The following is a 17822-nucleotide window of genomic DNA, read 5'->3' as shown; positions in this document are numbered from 1 at the left end:
GGATTTGTTCTAATATAATTGAAACCAGTACCACTTGTGGCGATGAGTGACACTGCTTGATTTGAGTTAAAGTATGAACGTCCCCAATCCTTATTAAGTAGGTTTCCAACATTGAAAATGTCAAAAGTCAATTGAAGCGCATTCTTTTTACCCATAACTATACCACCAATGTCTTGTGTGATACGTAGGTCAAAATGATGTTCCCAAGGTGTAGTAGCACCATTTCTTTTGGTATACTGACCTCTAAGCTTACTTAGGTAAGGATCATCACTAATGAATTTATCAAGATTTGCCCATTGTTGAGCTGGAGTAAGAACTTCTAGAGTAACTCTATTTGTATAGGTCACAAGATTAATCTGACTCTGGTCTGCTGGTACAAATAATAAATCATTACCAAAACGTCCATCACCATTTAAATCACCATTATACAAGTAAGTAAATGGGGTTCCAGAAAAACCTGAATAAAACAAAGACAAACCTGTAGCGAATGCATTTCCTTTACCATAGCTTATTTTATAATTACCACTTCCAACCAAACGATGGCGGGTTTCATAATAAGATGTAGCTAATGGCACATCATTAGGACCATTTACATTTTGAACAAACTCCCAATTTGACAATGCAGTACTGCTGGTTCCTGAATTGACGTCTGTCGCTCTTCCATAGGTATAAGCAAACATGGCGTTAAAACCAAAATTAAATTGTTTCTGCAACTGACCTGTTAAACTGTAGTTATACCCTCTATCTGTATTTTCTAAATAAACAACATTGGTATAAGCTGTACTAACCTTACCTGCTGCTGCTGTACTGAACAACGGTCTATTATCTGCTCCATTTGAATAGGCAGGATTAATAGTTGCTACAGATGGCTTTAGATTAATATCCCTATAATTAACATTATTCAATGTTTTAGAGTAGATACCTTCAACAGTTCCTATTAAACCATAAGGCAGTTTAATGTCCGCTGCCAAGTTAAATCTTGCAACTTGAGGAATTTTAAAATTTTTGTCAACCGCATTTATCTCTGTAGTAGCAACAGGACCACCTACATTTTTCTGATTATCGATATTTGGCTCAAACCCATTTCCACCGTTAACAGTATTTAAAGGTGAAGTTACTCTAACATCATCAGTGATATCAACTGTGCCTAAAACTAAACCACTATTAATAAATTGATTTGATAACCATACGAAAGGAACACGGCCTGTAAATATACCAGCACCACCTCTTAATTGTAAAGAACGGTCACCATTTACATCGTAGTTAAAGCCCAAACGAGGTGACCATAAAAACTTACCACTAGGTGTTTCATCAGTTCTTACTCCAGCGAAAGTATCACTTACAGTCTGATTAAACAATGGTTTATCACTTATGATTGGTACATCAGCACGCAAACCAACAGTAAGTTTAAATCCTTCAAACGCATTGAATTCATCCTGAGCATAAAAACCTAGTTGTGCAGCGCTAAACTTAGCAGCCGGAGTGTTGTCACCCGGAATTAAAGAATACGAAACTCTGGCTCTTAGAGGATTATTATTGAGGTAATTAGTGGCACCATTGAAATCCCATCTACCATTTAGGTTATTAATGAATAAATTTTCAAAGCTGAAGAACTCATTATGAGTACCTACAGTAAAGGTGTGTTTACCTGAATAATACTTAAAATTATCTGTAATTTCAAATATATTCTGGTCAAGTGTATTGGCTACAGAACTTCTTTCAGAACCAAAATAAGCACTATTAGCAGATACACCTTCCAAATTAGTTATTTGAATTTGAGGGAATATTGAAGCTCCCGCAACCTCTCTGTTATCGCGTATTGCAGAATAACCTAAAATTAGATTATTTGAAAACTTACTTGAAAAGTTACTTCTTAATTCAGCAACAGTAATATTCTGTTTGTTGTTGAATTTGTAAGCATTATTTCCAAAAGAGAAAGATGTACCAGATCTGCTTAAATTATCGTCAAATGCATTAACATAATTATGACGTAAGGTTAACTGATGTTTATCATTGATATTCCAATCCAAACGTGCGAAAACCTTATCATTTTCTCTCTTTAAATCTATAGGACCAGACTCCCCAACATCATAACCATACGTGCGTAATGTATAATCCCGTATAGAATTAGCTGTAGCTTCAGTTATTGCTGAACCTGTCTCACCTGCATTAAAAGATGTAGGTGCTGCTCTTCTTCCTAATTCACCGCTCACAAAGAAAAATAGCTTATTGGGTATAATAGGTCCTCCTAATCTAAAACCATATTGATTATCAGTAAAATTTTGATACTTCTGTTTAGTTAAAGGATTTTCACCTATTAAACCCTGGCTTTTGCCATAGAAATAAACAGATCCTTGTACTTCATTTGTACCTGAACGGGTAATTGCATTTACTCCACCTCCTGTAAAGTTACCGTAAGTAATGTCATAAGGCGCTAATACTACCTGTATTTCTTGAATCGCATCAAGGGATATAGGTTGAGTACTTGCTTGACCGCCTGGCGTTCCTGAACCTGAAAGACCAAACACGTCATTATTAACAGCTCCATCAATAGTAATATTGTTAAACCTGTTACTAGCTCCACCAAATGAATTTCCATTTGCTTGTGGGGTTAAACGTGTAAAATCCTGTAATGAGCGAGATAGTGTAGGTAGATTTTCAATCTGTGCCTGACTAATGTTTGTAGAAGCACCTGTACGACTACTGTTCATAATCGCATCTTTACGACCTGTTACCTGTACTTCAGTAAGACTAAGACCTTCCTGACTTAAGGTTGCATTATAGATGTAAGGCTCACCTAAACTAAGAGTAATATTATTAGTTGTATTCTTTTGATATCCTATATAGGAGATCTCAACACGGTATGGTCCACCAACTCGCATATTTGGTATTGTAAACCTTCCATCACCGTTTGTCGCTGTACTGTAGTTTGTACCTGTACTCTGATGAACAGCTCTAACAATTGCGCCAATAAGAGCCTCGCCTTTAGCGTCTTTAATAAGACCTGTTAAGCTACTGGTTGTAACCTGCCCAAAGGTTACACATGCAGTTAACATAAAAATTGCAACAAGAAGTAAATTCTTCCTCATAGTTTTCTCTTTAAATTAAACACTATAATTTTCAATTCTATTTAACAAGTACATATCCATCGGTCTTAAATGTTACAATACCGATTTTATATAATTAAATATGAATATGGCGGCAAAGATAGATACGATTTCCTGAATTAAAGTGGAATTAACATTAAATTAATGTTAAGGATTTCATTAATTACTCACAATTTGTACAGTTTTATTAAACTTTTTGATCTTTTAATATGGAATCCATCAACTATGTCTTTAAAAAAGGACAATTCCATGATTTAGAAATCCAATAATTCAGTTATATTTTAAATCTATTGCTGCCCAATTACACATTTATATTCGTTTCTAAAAACCACATACAATTTGTAGATTTGGCCTTATAATATATAAAATAAAGAATTCTATGAATTACGACTTGATAGTTATCGGAAGTGGACCCGGCGGTTATGTTGCTGCAATTCGTGCTTCCCAGCTAGGGCTTAAAACAGCCATTATAGAACGCGAATCTTTAGGTGGTATTTGTCTTAACTGGGGTTGTATCCCAACAAAGGCACTTATTAAAAGTGCGCAAGTATTTGAATACCTAAATCATGCTGCCGAATATGGTATCAATGTACAAGGTGGAGAAGTTGATTTTGGTGCTGTGATTAAACGCAGTAGAGGTGTTGCCGATGGAATGAGCAAAGGAATCCAGTTTCTGATGAAGAAAAACAAGATCGACGTGATCATGGGAACTGCCAAGATTAAAAAAGGCGGCAAAATAGACGTGAAAGCGGCTGATGGATCTTCCAAAGAATATACGGCTAAAAACACGATCCTGGCAACTGGTGCTCGCTCACGCGAATTGCCTAACCTGAAACAGGATGGCAAAAAGATAATTGGATACCGTCAGGCAATGAACCTTCCTGAGCAACCAAAGAGCCTTATTGTTGTAGGTTCTGGTGCTATTGGTATCGAATTCGCCTATTTCTACAATGCAATGGGAACTAAAGTGACCGTTGTCGAATTTATGGACCGTATTGTTCCTGTTGAAGATGAAGAAATTTCTAAACAACTAGAACGTAGTCTGAAAAAGACTGGTATCAACTTCATGACTAGTGCAAATGTAGAATCTGTTGATACTTCTGGTGAAGGTTGTAAAGTACAGGTTAAATCGGCTAAAGGTACTGAAACACTTGAAGCAGACATCGTTCTTTCTGCAGTAGGTATCACTCCAAATATTGAAAACCTCGGTTTAGAAGAAGTTGGTGTGAAGTTTGAAAAAGGACGCGTATTAGTAGACGATTTCTACAAAACCAACATTGATGGCGTATTTGCTATCGGCGATATCGTTAAAGGTCAGGCATTAGCTCATGTAGCTTCTGCAGAAGGTATCATTTGCGTAGAAAAGATCGCAGGTCATCACCCTGAGCCTTTGAATTACAACAATATCCCGGGATGTACGTATTGCTCTCCTGAAATTGCTTCTGTAGGTTACACTGAAAAAGGTGCTAAAGATGCTGGTTACGAAATCAAAGTAGGTAAATTTCCTTTCTCTGCGTCTGGTAAAGCTAGTGCTGCCGGTACCAAAGATGGTTTCGTTAAGTTGATCTTTGATGCTAAATACGGTGAATTCCTTGGAGCTCATTTAATCGGTGCCAATGTTACTGAAATGATTGGAGAGGTTTGTGTAGCCCGTAAATTGGAAACTACAGGTATGGACATCGTGAAAACGGTTCACCCCCACCCCACTATGAGTGAAGCGATTATGGAAGCTGCTGCTGATGCATATGGCGAAGTGATTCACTTATAATAAATGAATTAGATTTTCAACAATAAAAAGACCTGCCTTCAAGCAGGTTTTTTTATTGTTGAACTTTTAAAACTGATTACCTGTTAAAACTAAAACATGAATCTTTACTCCATTAATACCGGTCATTTCAAATTAGATGGCGGTGCCATGTTTGGCGTCGTTCCTAAAACAATATGGAACAAGACGAATCCTGCCGATGAAAATAACTTGATTGAACTGGCCATGCGCTGCCTGCTGATTCAAACGGATGACCGTCTTACCTTAGTGGACACAGGAATCGGGGATAAACAAAGTGAAAAAGCCCTGAGTTACTACCATTTGTATGGTGAGCATACGCTGGATCATTCTCTTGCTTCCCATGGTTTTTCCCGTAAGGATATTACCGATGTGTTCCTCACCCATCTTCATCTTGACCATGCTGGTGCCGCTGTAATGAAAGAAAACGAGGTGCTTATCCCCTCCTTTCCAAACGCTGTTTATTGGTCAAATTCCGTACACTGGAACTGGGCACTCCATCCTAATGATCGCGAAAAAGCATCCTTCCTAAGAGAAAACTTCCTTCCCCTCAGAAAAAAGAACGTCGTAAAGTTTATTGATGGAGATCAGCACAACCTTTTTCCACAAGAAATCACAATCAAGTTAGTATCTGGTCATACCGAATCGATGATGCTTCCTATAATTCAATATAAAGGTAAAACCATTGTATTTGTTGCCGACCTGATTCCAACTGTATCACATATTCCAATTCCTTATGTTCCAGGTTATGATGTTTATCCGCTGAAATCAATGGATGAAAAACGATCATTTCTTCAAGAGGCAGTTGATAATAACTACATCTTATTCTTTGAGCATGACCCTTATATTGAATGCTGCACCTTGCAAATGACCGAAAAGGGTGTTCGTATAGCCGATACTTTTCTGCTCAAAGACCTTTAAATACTAAAAATCCTAAATCTTGATACAACCTTAATAATAGCTTAAAGTTAACTGTCTAGGTTAGCTGCATGTTGTACATCATCAAAAACAGTATTATCCTGATCATATTCTTATCAATAGGTACAGGAGTTTGCGCTCAAGATAGTTCAATCGTTATAAAAACCGGCCATATAGATTCCAGCGGTTTATTTAAATTACTATATGTACCTATTGCAGTACCTGCTGGAATCACAAAGATCGAGGTAAAGGAATCTTACAACGAAAGTGGCAATCCGGATAAAAACGTATTAAATATGGGCATTTATGACCCAAGAGGGTATACTCCGGCTAACCCTTTAGGGTTCAGAGGTTGGTCTGGTGGTGCTAAAAAAGAATTCTTTATTCAGGCCGATCAGGCATCCACGGGATATATCCCAGGAAAGATTCAAAAGGGTTTATGGAATATTCTAATTTATCCTTCCACAATCATTCCTGCTGGTATAGATTGGAAATTAGAGGTCAAATTAATAGCTGGGAAAGACAACAATGAATTTAAGGTCTCCCCTACACCTAAATCTATAAATAATAAACCAGGATGGTATCGTGGGGATCTGCATACGCATACCCTTCATTCAGATGGCAAACGCACTCAGCAAGAGCTCATTGATGAAGCGAAAGAAAAACATCTGGATTTTATCATTTCAACAGAGCACAATACTAACAGTGCAAATATCAGCTGGGGCCTGTATAATACTGAAAACCTGTTAATAATTAACGGTGAGGAAGTTACTTCTACGCAATATGGGCATTGGAATGCAATAGGCCTTAATGCGGATACGTATATAGATTGGAGGTTTACACCTGAGCAGAATAGGATTGGCCAGATGATTAGCAAGGTTCATAATAATGGCGGCCTCTCTGTGATTAATCATCCCTTTTTTAATGTAAAATACATAAACAGCTTTTATTATGACGCTGATTTATTTGATTGTATAGAGGTGTGGAACGGTACTTGGAACGGTTTAAATGATCGTGCGCTCAAATGGTGGGATGAACAACTCCGCCAGGGAAAAAAGAAAATTGCTATAGGGGCAAGTGATACTCATAAAAAAGCAGGCTCTCCTAATTACCTTGGAGTTCCACAAACTGTGGTGTATGCTTCGGGGCTTTCTAAAAATGCCATTATTAATGGGATCAAACAAGGTAAGGCGTATGTAACCTCAATGGATGATATGGATATCAATCTTTCACTTACCGCAGAGAGTCAAAATGTGGGTTTAGGTGATACGCTACTACTGAAAGCAGGACAACGTTTCAATATATTATTACGAGTAAAAAATTGCCCTGACACTATCGTTACGCTACACAGTGCTTTAGGAATACTAAAAACAATTGCAATCAAGACCTCTGATGAATCCATAAATTGGAAGTTAAACGGTGATGCACCTACCTTTTTAAGAGTTGAAGTGCGCAATGCACAGGGCGATTTACTGGCCTTAACAAATCCTGCATGGTTAAATATTAATTAATTTAATTATACACATATGTAAATGGAGAGGTTAAAAACTAAACATATAGTAAAAACAAGCTACTTCTATTAACAATAATATAATATTAGAAATGATAACTAGATGAACGGGCAAGGGAATTTAGTTGAGAAGCATGGAGAAGAAATGACTTAATCCGCTTTGGAAAATTTGAAGTTGAATATTTAAGAATGACTTACAACAAAAAAAATATATAAAAGCCTAACTTTTTGTTATAATCATTTGTTATTTTCACTAACTTGGATTTAGAAATCAAGAAAAGGTTTGACATAAATGAGACAGCTAAAAATATCTCAATCAATAACGAACCGGGAGTCTCAGTCTCTCGATAAATACCTCCATGAAATAGGTAAAGTAGACCTGATTTCAGCGGAAGAAGAAGTAGCACTTGCCCAAAAAATAAGGGAAGGCGATCAGGCTGCCCTTGAAAAGTTAACCAAAACAAATTTGCGCTTCGTGGTTTCTGTTGCTAAACAATATCAGAATCAGGGACTCACACTAGGCGACTTAATCAACGAAGGAAACCTGGGTCTGATTAAAGCAGCAAGTCGCTTTGACGAAACCAAAGGTTTTAAGTTTATTTCTTATGCCGTATGGTGGATTCGTCAATCTATCTTACAATCTATTGCCGAGCAATCCCGCATTGTACGGTTACCGCTTAATCAGGTAGGATCTTTAAGTAAAATAAGTAAGGCTTATTCCAAACTAGAGCAAGAATTTGAACGTGAACCCTCTCCTGAAGAACTCGCCGATACACTTGAAACTACAGCAGAAAAAATCTCTGATACCTTGAGCAATTCAGGTCGACATATTTCTATGGATGCCCCCTTTGTTCAGGGTGAAGAGAATACACTGCTTGATGTGCTTGAAAACCCACAACCAAATACAGATAGTATTTTGATTAATGAATCACTTTCCGAAGAAATAAAAAGGTCTCTACTGAGCTTAACCGAAAGGGAACAACATATCATTTCCCTATTCTTTGGCATTACAGACAATCAACCGCTTTCATTGGAAGAGATTGGTGAAATGTTTGGACTTACCCGTGAACGAGTGCGCCAGATTAAAGACAAAGCATTACAGCGCTTGAGACATGCATCAAGAAGTAAAATTCTTAAATCTTATTTAGGCTAGAATTCTTAAGCCACTACAATCGTTAAATCAACTTTGATTATTTCCCTTCATACTACCAATTTATATTGCCTTATAACCATTATAACTTTTTTTTAAGCAATTACCCCGACTATTCATACGCAAAATATTAAAATATAGAATCTTTTGCGTTTTTGTGCGGTATTTTAATCTACTTTTGCATAAATATTAATAATTTTCTATATATTGGACGAGCATTTAACCCCAAAATGGTCTATTACCTAAACAATCAACAAATTTATGATGAAAAAACAGTTACTTTTATTCATTTTAGGTCTGTCTTTATGTATTATGCAAGCAAAAGCGCAACAAAAGACAACAACTGGAAAAGTTACTGCTTAGTTATCCATTGAATATCACAAACAGACATGGTATTGTAAAAACTGAGGCTACTATACAGCCAAGAATGATTGTCCTTCATTGGACAGCGATACCCTCGATTGAACAAACATTTCAGGCTTTTAATTCTCCTACACTGCCAGGTGCCAGAAAAGGTATCGCATCAGCAAGTAATTTAAATGTTTCATCCCAATTCTTAATTGACCGGGATGGAACAATTTTTCAACTTCTTCCTGATACCACATTTGCAAGACATGTCATAGGGCTAAATTACTGCGCTATTGGAGTTGAAAATGTTGGAAGTGAAAAAGCTCAATTAACAAATGCTCAATTGAAAGCAAATGAAGCATTGATCCGCTACCTGAAGTCGAAGTATTCCATTGAATATCTTATAGGACATTATGAATACACTAAATTTATAGGTAAGCCCCTATGGAAGGAAACTGATTCTACCTATCTGACAGAAAAAACAGATCCTGGAATTAAATTCATGAAAAGAATAAGAAAGAAAGTGAAAGATCTTAATTTGAAGGGAACCGCAGAATAAAAAAATAAAGAGCCTGTATCATAAATCATGATTACAGGCTCTTTTATATTGTTTATTTTCCTAAAGAAATCATATTTACGAAAAGACGATAAGCCCCCGGAACTCCGGCAGGCAACTCCCTGAACCAGGAATAACCAGTGTATATATAATAACCTTGCCCATACTTGGCAACTAGCAACCCTCCCTCAAGAGGGGGGTCATTCAAATCATTGGTCGATAGTATAGTCTCATACCGGCTATCCCATTCGCTTGGAAAATACAAGCCTCGCTCCTGTACCCAGCCTTCAAAGTCAGCACTCGTAATCTTATTAGGCACATTCAATACAGGATGGGTTGGTTTTAAAAACGGATCTTTGAATTTTCATCTGTAACCCGATCCCGTGACAACTTCAGTGGATAAGGCCCGATATTAGTCATCAAAAGCGACTGATCTACATTGTATTGAACAATCACAGTCCCTCCTTCTTCCGCATATTTCATCAGATCAGCCTGATAATATCTTAACCTGGGTACTGTATTATAAGCCCTGACGCCTAAAATAACAGCACCAAACTGTTTTAGGTGATCCAGCGTCATATCCTTTTCTTGTAGAATCGTCACCTCATACCCTATTTCATGAAGGCTCTGGGGGACATCATCACCAGCACCCATCAAATAACCAATCTTCGTGTTCTTCTTTTTCAAATCCAATCGCACAACCCGTGCCGTTGCATCCGGAAAATCAACCTGGGCAGGTATATGTGCATAATTAATCACATTTAAACTCTTATCATACTTTTTCCCCTCAATAGTAGCGATCATTTTCAATTCACCTACCTGTTGATTCGCAGAAGGATAAACAGTAAAGGTCACCTGCTTCTCATCATCTTTCCTGTTCATACTAACAGGAATAGATGCAGGCTCAGCCCTCCAGCCTGTTGGAAGCTGAAGCGCAATAGTACCAGTCAGATTATCTTTGCCCGCCTTTACCAGAACCGACACTTGACGTGGCTCTGCTGAAGCAAACATATACACGTTTTCTGCTAAATTTAAAAACACAGGAGGGTTAATTACAAAAGGACGGTAAATCTCTCCACTCACCGGATCTGTACGTTTATAAACAACAGGAACATTGAAGCTGATTAATTCGCCTCCTATCCGTAGGTTCAATTCCACTTGTGTAGCAGGAACATTCTCTGGAAGACCAACTTCCTGCTGACTTTCAATACTGAACATACCCACAGTACCTGGTTTCCTTAACCAGTAAGGCTGTGAAATCGAGACATCAGCTGGTAAAACATACTGCGCGTTGAAATTGTAATCCTGCCCTTCCTTTAAGGAAACCTGAATACTAGTATCTTTTCCGGCAAAACCATATCGAATGTTTTCCAGAATAGCGGGAACAGCGGAACGATTAATCACTTCAACTTTCAATTGTACCTGAGTTTCGGGTGCAGCATCAAAGTCACCAGCCGTAACCTCCATATACAATCCCATAGCATCCTGAATTACGTTCTGCAACTCCTGTATTTTGATCGGCTTCCAGTAACTATCCGGAAGTTTTCGCATCTCTTTAAGCGCTGCGAGTAAGGTAGGAACAACCGCTGCAGGATTGGATGAAGTATAATCGGTTACTGCTTTCTGAATGAGCTTACTTACATTAGCTGAGCCCGATACTCTTGACCAGCTGGTATTGATCCCATCAAAAAGATCATTTGTCGCTTTCTCTCCTTTTGTGTGTTCAAAATATTCTATACTCTCCCCACGACGACCTGTTGAGCCAAAACCCTGACTCTTATGCATACTGCGACTTTCCGCTGAAATCTCACCGTACGACTTACCCAGCAAAGGATTAAATCCCCCAATATCGATCTTCAAAAACCCTTGCGCATATTTACTAAATTCAGATGCACTTTTAAATGCCCAACTGCTGGTATTCCAAAGCAGTCTTTTCACCTGCCATACCTGCACATATTTGAGTTGTTCTGGAAAACGTTTCGGATCTGCTGCTGCATCAAAAGCCTCTTCTGCAAGAATAGAGGAGGCACTGTGATGTCCATGACCGGCACGGGAATCCTTAGGAAAACGGGTGATCATCACATCCGGTCTGAATTTCCGAATGACCCATACGGCATCAGACAAAACCTGTTCCCTGTTCCATATCGTAAAGGTTTCCTCCGGACTCTTTGAAAAGCCAAAGTCTACTGCCCGGGTAAAGAATTGTTTTCCCCCATCTGTACGCCTTGCCTGCAACAATTCCTGAGTACGGATGATGCCCAGCTTTTCCCTGATCTCCGGACCAATCAGATTCTGTCCACCATCACCTCTTGTCAGCGAAAGATAACCTGTATTATACAGTTTTTCATTAGACATGTAGGTAATCAACATGGTATTCTCATCATCCGGATGCGCCGCCATATAAAGCACAGTACCCAGCACATTTAGCTTCTTCATATCAAGAAGAATCTTGGAGGCAGTAGGATGTTCGGGTGCCTGACTAAACGACCTGCCACTAAATAACAGCAGGATTATAAAGGGAATATATTTAAACAGCTGAAAAACTATCTCATTCTTCAATACCATCAAGCCATTACTGAATAGCGTACTACGATTTAACATGCGTTAATAAGTTGTAGGATTTAAATTATCTTCCTTATGAATGCAAAAAATTAATACTGAGGCCTTTCTAATATAGCCTGATTAATTACGGCCTCCCGCATATCAAAATGAAAAACCTCTTCGGGAACATCATCATGAATGATCTTGTCTGATAGTTTAATTCGGGAAGGAATGGCACTTTTAACAGGTCTGGAAGTTTTATTTTTAGCCGCCCGTTTTTCATGTAAGGGTTGTTCATAAACTGACTTGTAAGTAGGTTCAGCATGTCTAGGATCATCCACTTCCTGAACTAGAAATGGAGCAGGTTTAAGCTGTCCCGCTAATGAGGGCTTAGGCATTGTTGAGGGAACAGGTCCTTTAGTTTTAGGCTTTTCTACTACCCTACCATCATGAGGAACTGCAGGATTCCTTTTCTTTGCCTCTTCCTGCATCTTCTGAAAGTTGGTATAAATCTTATAAGCAAAATAGCCGCCAGCAATGATAAAAGGGAAATACTGTTCCATATTTTAAAGTTAAGGTTTAATTGCTGATTCTCCTAATTCGTACTAATTTCATTACTTTGTCATACATTAGGAACAAGGATTGTGGATTATCCGATTAAACAAGAAAAATGCAGTTAACGCGGCTGGAAGTCAAAGGCTTTAAAAGTTTTGGAGACAAAATAACCATCAACTTCAATGCAGGCATTACTGGAATAGCCGGACCTAATGGCTGTGGAAAATCCAATGTCGTAGATGCCATCCGTTGGGTATTGGGTGAACAAAGCACAAAAATGCTTCGCTCAGAAAAGATGGAGAACATCATCTTCAATGGAAGCAAAACAAGAAAACCTTCGCAAATGGCGGAAGTATCCTTAAGCTTCGATAATACTAAAAACATTCTGCCTACCGAGTTTTCTCAGGTCACCATCACCCGTAAATTATACCGTAGCGGTGAAAGTGAATACCGTTTAAACAATGTGCACTGCCGATTAAAAGACATTACCGATCTTTTTCTGGATACCGGTATGGGAACAGATTCCTATTCCATCATTGAACTAAAGATGATCGAAGAAATTATTGCTAATAAGGAAGGTTCCCGAAGATCCTTGTTTGAAGAAGCTTCAGGAATCTCCAAGTATAAACTGCGCAAGAAACAAACCTTTAACAAACTAAAAGAAACAGAATTAGATTTAAGCCGCGTAGATGACCTTCTTTTTGAACTGGAAAAGAACCTGAAAACACTGGAGAACCAGTCAAAAAAAGCGGAAAGATATTACCGTCTGAAAGATCAATATAAAAATAGCAGCATCAAGTTAGCCTCCTTTCGCATTTCAGGCTTCCGCCAGGCATTGGATACCTTATCTGAAAAGGAAAAAGCACAAAAGCAAGACCAACAAAACATACTTGCAGCAATTGAACAGCTGGAAACCGATCTAAAACAGCTTAAACAGGATCAGCTGATTAAAGAACAAAACCTCTCCATTCAGCAAAAAGCAAGCACCGCTTTCACTGCTCAAATTAAAACATACGAAAGTGACAAGCGAATTAAAAATGAACAGATCCGCTTTTTACAGGATAAAGAAAAACGACTGACTGAAGAACTGGAAAAAGATAAAAACCAGCTTAATCATGTACTTTACTCGATAAAACGTCTCCAGGAAGAACATCTTCAGGAACAAGAAAACCTGAGCTCTATTCAATCCGGATTAGCTGAAATCAAAGCAGAGCAAGATGAAACAGCCCAACAACAGCTCAGTTATAAAGCCCAGTTAGATGCCTGTATCAGGCAAAATAACGAGATACAAAATCGTGTCTATCAGGCAGAGAAAGACCTCGGCATGCTGGATATTCAAAAAGAGGCCCTGCTCCAGGAAAGCCGCAGACATATAGCTGATACCACATCAAGGGAGACCGAACTGGAGGTATTTAATACCGACATCCAGGATCTTGACACCAAAATTGTTTCCAAAATAAAAGAATTCAATGCCCTTCAACAGTTTGAAACAGATCTCGAAGGACAAATAAAACTCGCCGAAGAGCAGATCTTTAAAACTAAGGAGCAGCTGGTTGTAGATAGCCGCAAGCTCGACTCCCGACAAAACGAATACAATTTAACCAAGTCGCTGGTGGATAACCTGGAGGGTTTTCCTGAATCGATCCGCTTTTTAAAGAAGAATACATCCTGGACCAAACAGGCTCCCCTCCTTTCTGATGTACTCTTTTGTAAGGAAGAATATCGGGTGGCCATAGAAAATTACCTGGAGCCGGTCATGAATCACTATGTGGTAGACACACAAGCCGAAGCAGTAAAGGCCATCCAACTATTGAGTAACACCTCAAAAGGAAGGGCTAATTTCTTCATCATGGATGCGCTTGAATCACTTTCAGAACAGCCAATGATAGCAGTATCAGGACCTAATCTTATACCCGCATTAGATATCATTGATGCCGACCCCAAGTATAGCCGGCTCTGCAGGCAGCTTTTGCGAAATGTATTTATCTTAACCTCAGGCGATGAAGAAGAGATTTCCCAACATCTGCCAGACAAAAATCTCGTGTTTTTAAGTCGCACAGGTCAATTCAGCCGGAGCCGCATTACCATGTCAGGTGGATCAATAGGTCTTTTTGAAGGTAAACGAATCGGAAGAGCACGTAACCTGGATAAATTGGATAAGAGCATCCTAACCCTACAAATCCAAATCAACGCCTTAAAAACTTCCCTTGAACAGGAAGTAAAGCGACATGAAATCCTGAAATCATCATCTAAAAAAACACTCACCAAACAAATAGATCAGGATATGATCCGCTTAAATAATGAGCGCCTTACCCTGCATACCCGTCGCGAACAATATATCACCTTCATTGAAAGTAGTCAAAGCCGAAAACAGGACATCGAACTGAAGATCATTTCCATTACCAATAAAAGGGAAATAGCCCAACCAGAACTGTTCCGTTTAAGAGATTCAAGACATGAACTGAACCTGCAGCTGATGGAAAAACAGCAGGAATACCTGGAAATTACCGAATTGCTGACTGAAAAATCAAGCCGTTATAACCAGGAAAACATCCGCTTTCATCAGCAACAGAATAAAGTATCCGGACTCCTGAAAGACCTTGATTACCGTGAAGCACAGGAGCAAACATTTCAAGTCAAAATCACTGACAATAGCAAGGAGCTCATTCAAATTAATCAGGAGATTACCAGCATTCTTCAAGCCGCTGACCATTCCGATGAAGACTTGATCCAGATGTACATTCAGAAAGAAGAGTTTGAAAAAGGAGTACAAGAAGCAGAAAAGATCTATTTACAATCCAGGGATTTTATCACCGAAATGGAAGCCAAGCTAACCCAGGTCCGAAGGAACAAAGACCAAAACGACCAGGTCAATACCACTTTGAACACCCAAAAGAACGATCTAAAACTGGAACTAAATGCCTTAAAAGAACGACTCTCCATTGAGTTTTCCGTAGATATTGCCGATCTGCTGGATACAGAAACGCCCGAAAGAGAAGATGAGGAAAAGCTGAAGGAGAGAACCCAACAACTCAAAAAACAACTGGATGAATTTGGTGGCATCAATTCCATGGCTATGGAAGCATTTCAGGAAATGACCAAACGGTACAGCTTTATTCAGAGTGAAAAGAAAGATCTCGCTGAAGCCAGAGCCACCTTAATGGCAACGATTAAGGAAATAGACGAGAGTGCTAAAAGTAAATTCATGGAGTCCTTTTTAAAGGTAAGAGAAAACTTTATTGAGGTATTCCGTTCACTTTTCAATGAAGAAGATAGCTGCGACCTGATCCTTACTCAACCGGAGAATCCATTGGAATCTGATATTGACATCATTGCCCGGCCCAAAGGAAAACGACCTCTGTCCATCAACCAGCTTTCCGGTGGAGAGAAAACATTAACAGCAACGGCACTCCTATTTTCCCTTTACCTGCTTAAGCCTGCTCCCTTTTGTATTTTTGATGAAGTAGACGCCCCTTTGGACGATTCCAATATTGACAAATTCAATTCAATTATCCGGAAGTTTTCATCTGAATCACAGTTCATTGTGGTTTCCCATAACAAACGTACCATTGCCAGTACCGATGTTGTATACGGCGTAACAATGGTAGAACAGGGTGTTTCTATTGTTGTTGCTGTAGACCTTAGGGAAGTCGCTTAATAAAAGCTATACACTTACGAAATCTATTTCGGCATTACTAGCAAATACCTGATCCTCCTGACCGGCACCAACCAACACTACGTCTTTAGCCTGAAGCTGATACTTATTTAAAATCTCCAAAAGTATATCTGGAGCAGGTTTTGGTTTAAGTTCATCCGTAAAATACACCTTCAGATAATGCTCCAATCCATTCCATTCCGTTTGCCTGATCTTATTAAGCTGTTGAACAGGATCGCCTGCAGTAGCAATAAACACCAACTTTCTATCCACCACAATCGCTTGTAATAAATCCAGCATCCCTTCATTTAGTAATAAAGGAAGTGGAAGTTTAGCCTCCCTGTGCAGTCTGGCAAAATTAACAGCGTACTTTTCATCAAAGCCATACACCTCTTTTGACTTCTCAAAGATGAGTTGTTTACCCTGATTGTCATATGCTTTTTTCATGAACTCAACCAGCTCAGCAGATAGAGGAACAGTTTCTGTATATTCTAAAAAATTAGCAAAAAGGTAGTATACCTGTAAGAGATAGTCCCTTTCAGGAATCAGAACCTGGTCTAGTTCAAATATAAAAGCCTTCTTTGAAGGGTCAAAATCAGAATACTTAATCATTTTCTACAGCAAAAATAAAAGTTTCTTCACCATCTAACAAAAATACTCCCCGTCCTGTTTCTTCCCTTACTATCTTAATTTTTCCAGGCTGACATTTCATAGCCCACCTGTATAATTCAGTAAGATCGGGCACAAGTACCAAAATCCCATACTCCTCAAAGAGCTGCCTTGCACTTGCCAAAGCGATGATCTCCGCTTTCCTGATCGGATAAACCTCTTTAATATCCTGATCCAGGCATAAAGTCAATAACTCATGCGCATAGGAATCCGAAAGTCCGTATGATATTTTTACAAAACGTTTACTTTTTAAAAGAAACGAAGGAAGTTCTTCCACATCAGCCAGAATAATATCGTCCTCAGGACTCATTAATCGTTCCAGTTGATACGCCTGTGAAGTTGTTGCACCAGTAATCAGAATATTCAATTTTTAATCGTTTAATATTAATCCATCTTTCATAAAAACTTTGCGGTCTGCCATTTCGCCAAGCTCCTCATTGTGTGTCACGATAACAAAAGTTTGCGCAAACTTATCCCTTAATTCTATAAACAAATTATGCAGGTTTAAGGCACTCTCCGAATCCAGGTTCCCTGAAGGTTCATCAGCCAGAATAAGGGAAGGTTTATTGATCAGCGCACGGGCTACTGCCACGCGTTGTTGCTCTCCACCTGATAATTCTGCAGGTTTATGTTCCGCACGGCTCTCCAGACCCAGCATCTCCAACAACTCCAGCGCTCTTTTGCTCGCTTCCTTCCTGCCCACTTTAGCAATAAAAGCAGGAATACACACATTCTCTAATGCCGTAAACTCAGGAAGTAAGTGGTGAAACTGAAAAATGAATCCCAGGCGTTGATTGCGAAAAGCGCTCAAACGTGAAGAAGACAGCGTCGACACGTTGATGCCATCAATTATTACCTGTCCGGCTTCCGACTTATCCAGCGTCCCGATAATATGCAGCAAAGTACTTTTCCCCGCACCCGAAGCTCCTAGAATAGTCACAATTTCACCTTTCGAAACATGCAGATCTACCCCTTTCAAGATCTCCAACTTACCATAATTCTTATAAATACCAGTTGCTTGCAGCATGTG

At 38.9% G+C, this 17822-nt stretch carries 13 protein-coding genes; 6 read left to right on the top strand and 7 right to left on the bottom strand.

Annotated elements, in window-relative coordinates; genetic code table 11:
* The coding region (locus ADIARSV_RS03235; protein ID WP_052016937.1) for a TonB-dependent receptor at window positions 1-3089 on the bottom strand (3089 nt) is incomplete at its 3' end.
* Window positions 3090-3486: 397 nt separating this feature from the next.
* Here ADIARSV_RS03235 and lpdA point away from each other — a divergent pair.
* The 5 genes from lpdA (at window position 3487) to ADIARSV_RS03210 (ending at window position 9375) form a co-directional block, all read left to right on the top strand.
* Entirely contained in the window at window positions 3487-4875 is a 1389-nt protein-coding gene (gene lpdA / locus ADIARSV_RS03230; RefSeq protein WP_016193939.1) for a dihydrolipoyl dehydrogenase, read from the top strand.
* Between the two features lie 96 nt (window positions 4876-4971).
* Entirely contained in the window at window positions 4972-5811 is an 840-nt protein-coding gene (locus ADIARSV_RS03225) for an MBL fold metallo-hydrolase (RefSeq protein ID WP_016193938.1), read from the top strand.
* A 68-nt stretch (window positions 5812-5879) separates the two neighbouring features.
* Window positions 5880-7319, top strand: coding sequence for a CehA/McbA family metallohydrolase (locus tag ADIARSV_RS03220; RefSeq protein ID WP_016193937.1), 1440 nt, complete (start codon window positions 5880-5882; stop codon window positions 7317-7319).
* A gap of 291 nt (window positions 7320-7610) precedes the next feature.
* Window positions 7611-8471, top strand: coding sequence for a sigma-70 family RNA polymerase sigma factor (locus tag ADIARSV_RS03215; RefSeq protein ID WP_016193936.1), 861 nt, complete (start codon window positions 7611-7613; stop codon window positions 8469-8471).
* Window positions 8472-8838: 367 nt separating this feature from the next.
* The gene (locus ADIARSV_RS03210; RefSeq protein ID WP_200864706.1) at window positions 8839-9375 is read left to right on the top strand and encodes an N-acetylmuramoyl-L-alanine amidase; all 537 of its coding nucleotides are present in this window, start codon (window positions 8839-8841) and stop codon (window positions 9373-9375) included.
* 52 nt (window positions 9376-9427) lie between these two features.
* On the opposite strand, the gene ADIARSV_RS22075 is transcribed toward ADIARSV_RS03210, so the two are convergent.
* The 3 genes from ADIARSV_RS22075 to ADIARSV_RS03200 are packed head-to-tail and all read right to left on the bottom strand — an operon-like array spanning window position 9428 to window position 12476.
* Complete coding sequence (locus ADIARSV_RS22075; protein ID WP_016193934.1) at window positions 9428-9697, bottom strand: hypothetical protein; 270 nt, start codon at window positions 9695-9697, stop codon at window positions 9428-9430.
* A gap of 17 nt (window positions 9698-9714) precedes the next feature.
* Window positions 9715-11973, bottom strand: a complete 2259-nt coding sequence (locus ADIARSV_RS03205; protein WP_016193933.1) for a PIG-L family deacetylase — start codon at window positions 11971-11973, stop codon at window positions 9715-9717.
* Window positions 11974-12023: 50 nt separating this feature from the next.
* The gene (locus ADIARSV_RS03200; protein ID WP_016193932.1) at window positions 12024-12476 is read right to left on the bottom strand and encodes a hypothetical protein; all 453 of its coding nucleotides are present in this window, start codon (window positions 12474-12476) and stop codon (window positions 12024-12026) included.
* A 107-nt stretch (window positions 12477-12583) separates the two neighbouring features.
* Here ADIARSV_RS03200 and smc point away from each other — a divergent pair, with 107 nt between their 5' ends.
* A complete protein-coding gene (smc, locus tag ADIARSV_RS03195) occupies window positions 12584-16126 on the top strand; it encodes a chromosome segregation protein SMC (protein WP_016193931.1) in 3543 nt (1180 codons plus the stop codon).
* Window positions 16127-16132: 6 nt separating this feature from the next.
* On the opposite strand, the gene ADIARSV_RS03190 is transcribed toward smc, so the two are convergent.
* From ADIARSV_RS03190 to ADIARSV_RS03180, 3 genes are read right to left on the bottom strand one after another with little or no spacing between them, the layout of a single operon-like run.
* The gene (locus ADIARSV_RS03190; RefSeq protein ID WP_016193930.1) at window positions 16133-16735 is read right to left on the bottom strand and encodes an HAD hydrolase-like protein; all 603 of its coding nucleotides are present in this window, start codon (window positions 16733-16735) and stop codon (window positions 16133-16135) included.
* Window positions 16728-17159 (bottom strand): ATP-grasp domain-containing protein, encoded by a 432-nt coding sequence (locus tag ADIARSV_RS03185; protein ID WP_016193929.1) that lies wholly within the window; start codon window positions 17157-17159, stop codon window positions 16728-16730. The genes ADIARSV_RS03190 and ADIARSV_RS03185 overlap by 8 nt, the downstream gene beginning before the upstream one ends.
* A gap of 3 nt (window positions 17160-17162) precedes the next feature.
* Window positions 17163-17819, bottom strand: a complete 657-nt coding sequence (locus ADIARSV_RS03180) for an ABC transporter ATP-binding protein (RefSeq protein WP_016193928.1) — start codon at window positions 17817-17819, stop codon at window positions 17163-17165.
* Window positions 17820-17822: the final 3 nt, after the last annotated feature.

Origin of the sequence: Arcticibacter svalbardensis MN12-7, from assembly GCF_000403135.1 — a bacterium.
GTDB lineage: Bacteria > Bacteroidota > Bacteroidia > Sphingobacteriales > Sphingobacteriaceae > Arcticibacter > Arcticibacter svalbardensis.
Note: the sequence above shows the minus strand (reverse complement) of the source record. Positions and strands in the feature narration are given on the sequence as shown.